This window comes from Type-C symbiont of Plautia stali, from assembly GCF_059730935.1.
This window is the reverse complement of the sequence record NZ_AP035923.1, coordinates 922898-934584: the sequence shown is the minus strand read 5'-3', so window position 1 is coordinate 934584 and position 11687 is coordinate 922898. Positions and strand designations below refer to the sequence as shown.

Sequence of the window (11687 nt, the reverse complement as noted above, 5' to 3'; positions counted from 1 at the left end):
TAATAAATCGCCCAATGGCCAAATAATTCAGCAACTGTTTGTCTATTTAGCGCTTTAACGCAAAAAAGGGGTTGCATCATCATACGCCCGGTGTATAGTGCGCATCCACGGACGCGGGGTGGAGCAGCCTGGTAGCTCGTCGGGCTCATAACCCGAAGGTCGTCGGTTCAAATCCGGCCCCCGCAACCAATTCTTCGTGATGAAGAGACAATGTGGCAAGTCGCTAAGCGCGACAGACGGACGCGGGGTGGAGCAGCCTGGTAGCTCGTCGGGCTCATAACCCGAAGGTCGTCGGTTCGAATCCGGCCCCCGCAACCAATTGTCTTAACGAAGAATACAATGTGCAAAGTCGCTCAGTGCGACAGACGGACGCGGGGTGGAGCAGCCTGGTAGCTCGTCGGGCTCATAACCCGAAGGTCGTCGGTTCGAATCCGGCCCCCGCAACCACTTCTTCTGACGAAGAACATCACAACACCCTGACGGGTGTTTTTTTGTTTCTGCGCCCGGTAAAAAAGCGGCATCGCTGCCGCCCTGCCCTAACGTCGTGCCAGCACGCCGCCTTTGTCAAAATACGCCTTAATACCGTGCAGAATGGCTTCCGCCACCTGATGCTGATAGCGCGGCGTACGCAGCTTCCGCTCCTCTTCGACGTTACTGATAAACGCCGTTTCCACCAGAATCGACGGGATATCCGGCGCTTTCAGCACCGCAAAGCCGGCCTGATCCACCGTGCGTTTATGCAGATGGTTAATGTGGCCCATGCGCGTCAGCACTTCTTTGCCAAACTTCAGACTGTCGCTGATGGTCTGCCGCTGCACCATATCGAACATGGTGTGGTCGAGATAGCGATCGCCGCTCATGCTGACCCCGCCGATCAAATCCGCTTCGTTCTGCGTCTGGGCGAGAAAGCGCGCAGCGGCCGAGGTTGCGCCGCTGGTGGAGAGCGCGAAGACCGAAGAGCCACGCGCCGCCCGGCTGGTAAAAGCGTCGGCGTGAATTGAGACAAACAGATCGGCGCGCTGCTTGCGCGCTTTCGCTACCCGCACGCGCAGCGGTATAAACACATCTTCGTTGCGCGTCATGTAAGCCTTCATATTACGTTCTTTGTCGATCAGCGCTTTCAGATAGCGTCCAATCTTCAGCACGATATCTTTCTCGCGCGTTTTGTACTTGCCGTGCGCCCCGGGATCTTCCCCGCCGTGACCGGGATCGATCATGATAATAATCGGTCGATCGCGCCCGGCTTTACCCGGTAGCGGCGCCTGCGCCGGTTGATCGCGCTCCAGTTCGCCCTGGTTGTAATCCTTCAGTAACGCCAGCAGCGGATCCTCTTCCTGTGACGACTGGCTGGGATAGAGATCGACCACCAGCCGGTGGCGAATACCCGCGACCGGATCGAGGGTGAAGGTTTTCGGTGCCACGCTGCGCTTCAGCTCCAGCACCACGCGCACCGTGGTGGGATCGAACTGACCGACGCGCGCGGTTTTAATGTAGGGATCGTCCACCCGCACCAGCTTATCGATGCCTTTCAGCGCGCTGTTGATGTGCAGGTTCTGGATATCGATCACCAGCCGTTCGGGATTGCTCAGCGTGAACTGCTTATAGTGCAGCGCGACGTTGGATTCCAGCGTCACGCGCGAGTAAGTCGAGGATGGCCAGATGCGCACGGCCACAATGTGCTGACTTGCCGCAAAACCGCTGCGCGTCACGCTCAGCAACCACAGCGCACCTGCGCCCTGTAAAAGTCGTCTTCGGGTAAAAGCTTCGGACATGCCGCTCCAGCTACTGTGTTATGTCTAAAAAATCGTCAGTTGACGAGCAGAAGGCGAAAACTTTATTCAATGAGGAATGTCTTGTCTTGCCGGAAAAACCAGATAATGCAGTCTGTTAGCGTGGCTTGCATCAGGAAAATCGTAAAGTAACGTCAGGTCCGATGCTTGCAAAAAGTGGCGAAAGAGCATAAAAATACATAAATTTCGAATAACCATTCACAGAGGGTTTGCCGTGAAGGAACGCAGTACCGAACTGGTTCAGGGTTTTCGCCATACCGTTCCCTATATTAATGCCCACCGTGACAAGACGTTTGTCATCATGCTGGGTGGCGAGGCCATCGAGCATGAGAACTTCTCCAGCATCGTTAACGATATCGGCCTGTTGCATAGTCTCGGCATTCGCCTGGTGGTGGTTTATGGCGCGCGGCCGCAGATCGATGCCAGCCTCGCGCAGCAGCAGCTGGAACCGATTTATCACAAACACACCCGCGTGACCGATGCCCAATCGCTGGAGCTGGTGAAGCAGGCGGCCGGGCGTTTACAGCTCGATATTACGGCGCGTCTGTCGATGAGCCTGAATAATACGCCGCTACAGGGCGCGCATATTAATGTGGTGAGCGGTAACTTCATCATCGCTCAGCCGCTGGGCGTGGATGACGGCGTCGATTACTGCCACAGCGGCCGCATCCGCCGCATTGACGAAGAGGCGATCCATCGTCAGCTGGATAACAATGCCATTGTGCTGCTGGGGCCGGTAGCGGTCTCGGTGACCGGCGAGAGCTTTAACCTGACCTCGGAAGAGGTGGCGACGCAGCTGGCGATTAAGCTGAAAGCCGAGAAGATGATCGGTTTCTGCTCCGAACAGGGCGTAACCGATCGCGAAGGCACCATCATTTCCGAGCTGTTCCCGAACGAGGCGCAGACGCGGATTGATGAAATGGAGAGCGACGGTGATTTTCTCTCCGGCACCGTGCGCTTCCTGCGTGGCGCGGTCAAAGCCTGCCGCAGCGGCGTGCGCCGCAGCCATCTGATCAGCTATCAGGAAGATGGCGCACTGCTGCAGGAGCTGTTCTCGCGTGACGGTATCGGTACGCAGATTGTCATGGAGTCGGCCGAGCAGATTCGCCGCGCCAACATCAACGACATCGGCGGGATTCTTGAACTGATTCGACCGCTGGAGCAGCAGGGCATTCTGGTGCGCCGTTCGCGCGAGCAGCTGGAGATGGAGATCGACAAATTCACCATTATTCAGCGCGACAATATGACCATCGCCTGCGCAGCGCTCTATCCGTTCCCGGACGAGCAAATCGGCGAGATGGCCTGCGTGGCGGTGCATCCCGACTATCGCAGCTCGTCACGCGGCGAGCTGCTGCTGGAGCGCGTGGCGCTGCAGGCACGGCAGATGGGGCTGAAGAAGCTGTTCGTGCTGACCACGCGCAGTATCCACTGGTTCCAGGAGCGCGGCTTCACGCCGGTGGATATTGAGTCGCTGCCTGAAAGCAAAAAGCAGATGTACAACTATCAGCGTCGTTCCAAAGTGCTGATGGCAGACTTACGCTAAGCGCCACTGCTCATCAAAGCGCCGCTGAGGGCTATTCCCCGCGGCGGCGCAATCATCTGCCCTCTTCTCCCCCTAAGCGATCCAGCAACCCGCTGCGCCGCTGCGTGCGCAACTGCACCGCACGCCGGAACACCGCTTCATCACTGAACAGCGTCAGCTGGCTGCGCGCCCGGGTAATAGCCGTGTATATCAGCTCGCGCGTCAGTACCGGCAGGAACTGAGCCGGCATCACCAGCGCGGTGTGGTCAAACTCTGAACCCTGTGATTTGTGCACCGTCATCGCCCATGCCGTGTCATGGGCCGGCAGGCGACTTGGCTGTACCGCTTTGATGCTGCCATCAGGCAGCGGGAAGAACACCTTGAGCAGCCCTTCCTCATCGAACAGCGTAATGCCGATGTCACCATTGAACAGGCCGAGCGCGCTGTCGTTACGCGTCACCATCACCGGACGCCCCTGATACCAGCGGCTGCCTCCTGCCGGACGACGAATCAGCTGCAGCTGCATCAGCTTGTGCTCAATACGCTGATTGAGCCCCTGCACGCCAAATGGCCCTTCACGCAGGGCGCACAGCAGCTGATAACGGCCAAACGCAGCAATCACCTCGGCCGGTGCAGCACGCTGGTTAATCAGCTGGAGAAATGGCCGATAGCCTTCGGCAATCTGCGTCAGCATCGCCTGATACGCTTCGGCATCGTTGAGCGGCTGGCGCACGATATCACTGAAGCCCGCCTGAAAGGCCGCCTCGACCGCCTGCGCTTCGCCGGCGTTGACCGCCGCAGCCAGCTGACCGATGCCGGAGTGCGCCGCGAAACGGTAGCTTTTGCGCAGCAGGCAGATGGCATCGCGCACCGCCGGGGCCACCGCATCATCGGTGCCGGCAACCTCGCAGCCGGTCAGCGTGGTGAGCTGCAACGCGCGCACCGGACTGTAGCCCGCCTCGGCACAGCGGCAGATATCCCCGAGCACCGCACCGGCTTCAACCGAGGCCAGCTGGTCGCGATCGCCGAGAAAAATCACCCGCGCGTGATCGGGCAGCGCGGCGATCAGGTTTGCCATCATGCCAAGATCGACCATCGAGGCTTCATCGACCACCAGCACGTCGAGATGCAGCGGATTACCGGCGTGGTAGCGCAGGCGCTGCGTCTCCGGCTGGGCACCGAGTAAACGGTGCAGCGTGGTGGCTTCTGCCGGAAAACGCTGGCGCTCCGCATCGCTGACGTCGAGACTGCGCAGCGCCTTACCCAGCGACTCGGTGAGCCGCGCCGCCGCCTTGCCGGTAGGGGCGGCCAGCTGAATGCGCAGGGTTCCCTCACTGAGGCGAATCAGCGCCGCCAGCAGCTTCGCCACCGTGGTGGTTTTGCCGGTGCCAGGCCCGCCAGAAATCACCGCGGTTTTTTGCGTCAGCGCCACCGCCGCCGCAATTTTCTGCCAGTCCTCAGGCTGGCTGCCGAAAAAGGTATCCAGCACGAGGCGCACCTGTTCGGGCGCAAACAGCTGCGGCGCCGCCTGTGGCTGGAAGAAGCGCGCCACTTCCCCTTCGTGATGCCAGAGCCGGTGCAGATAGAGCCGGTTATCACGCAGCACCACCGGTGCCGGGCGATCGCTGGCGCTGAGCGCCTGCCAGTCCGCCAGCAGCGCCGGCCAGTCCTGCGGCTCGCCGGCGGCCTGCCAGATGGCGTGCGCCAGCTCCGGATGACGACCGCTAAACAGCCCTTCGCGGGTAAGCTGCGACAGCGGCAGGCAGACGTGACCGTCACCGGCTTCCGCGCTGAGACAGGCAGCCGCCAGCAGATGCGCGGGCCGATCGTCGTCGGCCAGCAGCCGGGCAAACTGAATATCCAGCGCCCGCAGCAGGCGCAGTTCTGCCGCCTGTGCCAATAGCGTACTCATGCTACTCATGCTGCTGCTCCCGGCCCGCGAAACAGGCTATCCAGTTGTGAAACGAAATCTGACGTCGGTCGGGTATGGAACACCCCGTTATCCGGCGAGCTGCCATCCATGCCGCGTAAAAACAGATAGAATACGCCGCCAAAATGCTGTTCATAATCGTAATCCGTCAGGCGGTGCTGCAAATAGCGATGCAGCGCCAGCGTATACAGCTGATACTGCAAATCGTAACGGTGGTCGATCATCGCCTGCGCCATCGCCTGCGGTGTGTATGCCTGATGGCTCTCGCCCAGCCAGTTAGATTTGTAATCCAGCAGATAGTATTTGCCCTGCCAGCGAAATACCAGGTCGATGAAGCCTTTCAGCATGCCCTGCACCTGACGGAAGTCGAGCGGCGGCGCCTGACGCGACAGCGGATCCTGCCGCATCAACGCGTCCAGCGCCGGTGCCGTCAGCAGTCCATCAATCGGCAGATAGAACTCCATCTCGATCAGGCGATTGCCCGGTGTGATGTCGCTCAGCCGGATCCCTTGAGTGTTGAGCGGCGTGTTCACCACGCGGGTAATCCACTCGCTCAGCATCGGCTGCCAGTGCAGCGGATAGCCGCTCTGCTGTAACTGCTGTTCCAGCTGCGGCGCTAAAGGCGGCTGGGTGAAGTCGAGCGATTCAAACAGCGTATGCAGGAAAGTCCCGGGCGCTGCGCCACGCGGGAAATGGTGCGGCGTCAGCGCGGCTTCCAGCACTTCCGCCTCGCGATCTTCCCCGACCGCTTCCGCATCGAAGCCCGGCATCACATCCAGCAAACGGTGACTGCCGTGCTGCTGCAACCCGGAGTAGCTGGTGACACGCCACGGATCGGCCAGCGCGCGCGTGACGCTGCGCGCATCCAGCTCATCGTCAACCTCGTCCAGCGCCTGCCAGCGTTCATGGCCCTGCGGCTGCGCCAGCACCACTTCGGTTCCGGTCACGCTGATGTCGTGCAGTAAACTCGCCAGCTGTTCTGCGGTGGCCGGCTCGCCGCGCTGCAGCAGGAAACCCAGCGCGCTTTTATGTAAATCGCTCTCGCCCTCTTTCTTGCGCGTGCCGCGAAACAGCGGTGCCACGCCGACGCTGCAGTGATACACCGAACGCGTCAGCGCCACGTACAGCAGGCGTAAATCCTCTGCCAGCCGCTCCTGCTCTGCCAGCGCCAGACTTTGCTCATCATTCTGCAAATCCAGCACCGCGTTGTAATGCTCGCGGTCGTGATAGAGCGCGATATCGGCCTCGCGGAAACCGGCGGCAAACGGCAGCCACACCAGCGGATACTGTAACCCCTTGGATTTATGGATAGTGACAATCTGCACCAGGTGGCGGTCGCTCTCCAGCCGCAGCTGCTGGCTGGCCGACTGGCTGTCCGGTCGGGCGATTTGCTGCGCCAGATAACGCACCAGCGCGTGCGGACTGTCGAGCTGTGCCGCCGCCTCCTGCAGCAGTTCGCCGAGATGCAGCAGATCGGTCAGGCGACGCTCGCCATTCTCTGAGGCCAGCAGATTTTCTGCCAGCTGGCGCTCCAGCATCAGCTGACGCAGCATCGGCAGTACGCCACGCTGGTGCCACAATTGCTGCCAGCGGGCAAAGGTATCCACCAGCGCATCCCAGCCGCGTGCATCCTGATCCAGTGCGTCCAGCTGCGCGGCATCAAAGGCAAACAGCGACGTGGCCAGCGCGGTGCGCAGCATCCGCTCCTGCTCGGGTGCAAGGATCGCCTGCAACAGCCACAGCAGTTCTCGCGCCTCGGGCGTGGTATACACGCTGTCGCGGTTGGAGAGATACACCGAAGGGATGCCGAGCTGATTGAGCGCGGCGCGAATCAGATTGGCTTCGTTCCGGCTGCGCACCAGTACCGTGATGTCCGAGGCCTGCACCGGCCGCTGATCGGGGGTTTTGCCCAGCAGCGCGCGCTGTTGCTGACCCGCCTGCAGCCAGCGGCTGATATCAGCGGCGCACTGCTGCGCCATCAGCTGCTGGTATTCGCTGACGCTGCAGCCTGCGCCCGGCTGTAGCCAGAAGCGCAGCGCGGCCTGTTCCTCGCCGTCGATACTCAGCGACAAACGCTGATTGGGCGGCGCGGCATTGACCGGCAGAAACGGGATGTCCGCAAACAGAAACGGTGCGGGCTGGCGCATAAACAGCTGATTGACGCTCTCCACCATCGCCGGTGACGAGCGCCAGTTGGTATCCAGCGTGTAGTGCGCGTGAACTTCACCGCGCGCGCGAATATAGGTAAAGATGTCCGCACCGCGGAAGGCGTAGATAGCCTGTTTCGGGTCGCCAATCAGCAGCAGCGCATGCTGCGGCTGCTGTAAATAGAGCGTGCGGAAAATACGGTACTGCAGCGGATCGGTATCCTGGAATTCATCAATCAGCGCCACCGGAAAGCGCTGGCGAATCGCCTGCGCCAGCTGCTCGCCGCCGGGCTGTTGCAGCGCCTCGTCCAGCCGGCTCAGCAGATCGTCAAACCCCAGCAGCGCCTGCAGGCGTTTCTCTTTACGCACCGCGTGACGCACCTCCACCAGCGCGCGTGCAATCACCAAATCGCGCAGCGACAGCGGCTGCGCCAGGAACGTATCAATGGCAGCAAACAACGGGTGCTGTGGTGGCGCGCCCTTTTTAGTTTTTTCATTGAGCACCTGCTGACCGAAACGCGCCAGCTCGGCGGGGATCTGGTAATCCGCGGTCTCGCTCTGCGCCCAGGCGCTGACTTTGCTGACCCACAGCGGCAGGTTTTTGCTGCTGTAGCTGCGCTTATCGACATCAGACTGCCCGACCAGCGTCAGCACCTCTTCGCCCAGCGCCCGCCACTGCGCTTTCATTTCGGCAATACGCGCCAGGTTGCTGCTGTGGCGCGATGTCAGGGTTTCACTGTCGTGCGGCGCCAGACGCAGGCTGGGCGACTCGCCCTGCAGCCACGGGCGCAGCGTCGACAACAGCTGTTCCGGCCCGCTCCATTCCGCAACGATGACGCGCGCAATATCCAGCGTCAGCGGATAGCAGTGGCGCCGCCAGAAATCCGCCGTCGCCTGACGCAACAGCTGCTGTTCATCTTCAATCAGCTGCTGCTCGAACAGCATACCGGACTCAAATGCATTGAGATTGAGCATGCGCTGGCAGAAGCCGTGAATGGTGAAAATCGACGCCTCGTCCATCTGCCGTTCCGCCGCCAGCAGCAGCGAGGCCGCCTCAGCGGGCTGGGCAATGTCGGCCAGCAGCTGCATCAGCATCGGATTTGCGCTGACGCCGCGCAGACAGGCCAGCCGCAGCTCATGAATATTTTCCCGGATACGGCCGCGCAGTTCGGCGGTGGCGGCTTCGGTAAAGGTCACCACCAGAATCTCTTCCACCGACAGCGGGCGCGCATAGGCATTTTGCCCGCCGAGTCCCAGCAGCAAACGCAGGTAGAGCAGACCAATGGTAAAGGTCTTACCGGTGCCAGCGGAGGCCTCAATCAAACGCTCACCCTGCAGCGGCAGCGTCAGGGGATTGAGCGATTCAGGGCGCTGACTCATGGCGCATCACTCTTCACGGAGAGCGACTGCTGCAGCCGGGCGACTTCATCCCAGGTGGTAAAGCCCGGCAGCGGCGCGTAATCCGCATCGTGGGTGCCATCGTGACTGCCGCCAATCTGCGAGATCATCGCCATGCCCTGCTGCGCCAGCACGGCCTGATGGAAAAAGTCAGCCAGGCTGGCCGGTGTCAGCTGCTGAATTTGCGCAATGGCTTTTTCGCGTGTATCAAACGCGAAGTTCTGGCGATTGAAATCACGACTGTAACGGTTGGCCTCTTCATCCAGCGTTTGCGGACGCTGTTTCAGATCGTTGATCAGTGCCTGCTGATACTGGGCGAAATCCTCCGCTTTCATGCTGCGCAGACGCTGTTCCGCCTGCGGATAGAACGCCTGGAAACGCTGCAGCAGATAAGCGGGCGGTTTACTGTTGCTTTGCAGCAGGAAGCCAATGCCCCACTGGCGACCAATCGGCATCTGATAAGCGAACACCGCATAGCCCAGCTGCTCCTCGGTGCGCAGCTGATTGTAGAACCACGGCTGCACAATCTGGCTCAGCATGGTGCTGTTAGCCATACTTTGATACTCGCTGTAGCCGAGCGGCACATACAGCGTCGCCAGCGCTGAGTCGGTGCTGCTGCCGGTTTTCTGCAGGTTGGCTTTGATCGGCTTATCCACCACCACATAATTGCTGTGCCAGTAACCGTGCCCCGTGCTGTGCAGCTGCTGTTTAAGCTCTTCGCCCAGCTGCCTGACGCGATCGGCCGACAGGTTGCCGACCACCATCATTTCCGGCGTGGCGTGCTGGATCAGCGCATCGCGGTAATCCATCACCTCCTGCAGCGTGATCTGTTTCACCAGCTGGCGTCGCGCCTCACGCTGGGTATAAGGCAGCTGGGACAGCATTTGCATCGGCTGAATCGCCTGTTCAAACGCTTTGCCCTTTTCCGCTGCTTCCAGCCGATCCAGATACCAGGATTTCGCCTGCTCCAGCTGCTGCGCATCCGGCTGGAAGTTGGCGTAGCCTTCAACCAGCTTTTTCAGCAGCTCCGGCAGGCGCTGGGTGAAGCCGCTGGCATTGAATACCAGCCCGTCGTCCTCACCGGTGGAGAAGCTGATGCCGCCCACCGAAGCCTGCGAATTCAGCTCATCCAGCGCCAGGCTGGAGAGGTAGTCGTTGAGACCAAACAACACCTGCTGGCGCGCATCGCTGATCGCGGATTTGTTACGCAGCGCGAGCGTAATAGCGGCCTTCGGCTCGCTGGCGTAGAACTGGCTCGGCATCCAGTAGATGCGCATGCTGTCGCCATTGGTCAGCGCCACCGGATGATCGTAATGCTTACCGTCAGAGGGGATGAGGGAGAAATCCGACGGAATGTAGGGATTCAGGGTCGGCAGCGACAGCGGAATCTGCTGCGCCTGCTGCTGCCAGTCGCTAAACTGCGCGGCGGTGATTTTATCCACCTGATAAGGCGCATTCACAAAGTAAGCCTGTTTGTTGTGCGGCTCAGCGGGACTGATGTACCAGATGCGGGCGTTCTGCGGCGTCATCTCAGCCAGACGGGCGTTGATCGCGGCCGCATCATAGCGGTCGGCCAGATAAGGCGCATCCAGCGTGTGCGTTACCGGCACGCGCAGCATGGTATCCACCAGCCACTCAATGTAATCCATATCGCGGGTAATTGATGGATAGCGGAAATCCAGCGCCAGCACGTGCGCAACTTCATCGAAATAGCGCTTGTCGATGCCTTGTTTGCGCAGCATATCAAGGTAGCTGAATACTGCAGCCACCACGCGATCGCGCTGTGCCAGGCCTTTGTCGGTCAGCGAAACCGAGATGGCAAACACGCCGCTGTTGCGCTCGGTCATCGGATCCGCGCCGGCATTGACGCCATCCGCCAGTCCCTGCTGCTGCAGCCAGTCGTTCAGGGTATTTTTGCTGCGGTTGCCCAGCAGATAACTGATTAAGGTGTCGGTTTTGCTACGGAACTGGTCGCTGTCGTTGGCGATGCGAAACTCAATTTTCAGCTGCTTGCGCGGCTGTGCTGGCACGTAATGAATGATGATGCCTTTCTGCGCATCGGTGACCACCGGCACGGTAATGTCCGGCACGCTGGCCTGATGATTGGCCACGCGACCAAAGGTCTGTGCAGCGATCGTCGCCATCTCCGGCAGCGGTTTGTTACTGTAAATCACCGCTTTCATCAGATTCGCCGAATAGTGGCGGTGATAGAAATCGAGCAGCGCCTGATGCAGGTTGCTGTCGGGTTTGTCACTCAGGGTATCAAGGTTACCGCCCGAATAGCGCGAGCCGGGGTGCGCCGGGTTGAGGGTTTCCGCGCCAACCTGCGCCATACGCAGCCCATCGCGCGAGCGTGCCATCGTCAGCTCAGCGTTAACCGCATGCCGCTCGCGGTCCGCGTTGGTCGGGTCGAGCAGGGGTTGCGCAATCGCATCCGCCAGACGATCCACCGCCGGTTGCAGCGCATCGTTTTCGACTTCCAGGTAAAACGCGGTGCGGTACGAGGCTGTGCTGGCATTGTGGCTACCACCGTGCTTCTTGAGAAACTCCGCCAGGTTATCCGGCTGCGGATAATTTTTTGACCCCATCAGCACCATGTGTTCCAGATAGTGTGCCAGGCCCAGCTGACTGTCGGGATCGTCCAGAGAACCGATCGGTAACGTCAGCGCTGCCAGCGATTTCGGCGCGGCAGCATCTGACACCAGCAGCACCGTCATGCCGTTGCTCAGGGTAATGGCCTGATAACTGCGCGGATCGTGATCGCTCTTGCGGATGGTTTCATCAATCGGCTGCCAGCCGCGCCCGTCGTCGGCAAAGGCATTCAGCGCCAGCATGCTCAGCAGCAGCGCTCCTATCCAGCGTGCGTAAATCCGCATTTCAACCCCTTAACGTTACCCTTA

At 60.4% G+C, this 11687-nt stretch carries 5 protein-coding genes and 3 tRNA genes; 4 read left to right on the top strand and 4 right to left on the bottom strand.

The annotated features are described in order from the left end of the window. The first annotated feature begins 112 nt into the window (after nucleotides 1-112). From AC6I7J_RS04190 to AC6I7J_RS04180, 3 genes are all read left to right on the top strand, one after another. A tRNA-Met gene (locus AC6I7J_RS04190) sits at nucleotides 113-189 on the top strand. A 52-nt stretch (nucleotides 190-241) separates the two neighbouring features. Beyond that, nucleotides 242-318 (top strand) — tRNA-Met (locus AC6I7J_RS04185). Between the two features lie 52 nt (nucleotides 319-370). After that, a tRNA-Met gene (locus AC6I7J_RS04180) sits at nucleotides 371-447 on the top strand. Between the two features lie 89 nt (nucleotides 448-536). Here the strand turns inward: AC6I7J_RS04180 and amiC are convergent. Next, complete coding sequence (gene amiC, locus AC6I7J_RS04175) at nucleotides 537-1772, bottom strand: N-acetylmuramoyl-L-alanine amidase AmiC (RefSeq protein ID WP_031279511.1); 1236 nt, start codon at nucleotides 1770-1772, stop codon at nucleotides 537-539. Between the two features lie 232 nt (nucleotides 1773-2004). Between amiC and argA the strand changes: the two genes are divergently transcribed. Then, a complete protein-coding gene (argA, locus tag AC6I7J_RS04170; protein ID WP_021506712.1) occupies nucleotides 2005-3333 on the top strand; it encodes an amino-acid N-acetyltransferase in 1329 nt (442 codons plus the stop codon). Between the two features lie 52 nt (nucleotides 3334-3385). Here the strand turns inward: argA and recD are convergent, their stop codons facing one another. From recD to ptrA, 3 genes are read right to left on the bottom strand one after another with little or no spacing between them, the layout of a single operon-like run. After that, nucleotides 3386-5233 (bottom strand): exodeoxyribonuclease V subunit alpha, encoded by a 1848-nt coding sequence (gene recD / locus AC6I7J_RS04165; RefSeq protein ID WP_498006895.1) that lies wholly within the window; start codon nucleotides 5231-5233, stop codon nucleotides 3386-3388. Beyond that, the gene (recB, locus tag AC6I7J_RS04160) at nucleotides 5230-8769 is read right to left on the bottom strand and encodes an exodeoxyribonuclease V subunit beta (RefSeq protein ID WP_498006894.1); all 3540 of its coding nucleotides are present in this window, start codon (nucleotides 8767-8769) and stop codon (nucleotides 5230-5232) included. Before recB ends, recD begins: the two co-directional genes overlap by 4 nt. Continuing rightward, the gene (gene ptrA, locus AC6I7J_RS04155; protein ID WP_498006893.1) at nucleotides 8766-11663 is read right to left on the bottom strand and encodes a pitrilysin; all 2898 of its coding nucleotides are present in this window, start codon (nucleotides 11661-11663) and stop codon (nucleotides 8766-8768) included. Before ptrA ends, recB begins: the two co-directional genes overlap by 4 nt. Between the last annotated feature and the right edge of the window lie 24 nt (nucleotides 11664-11687).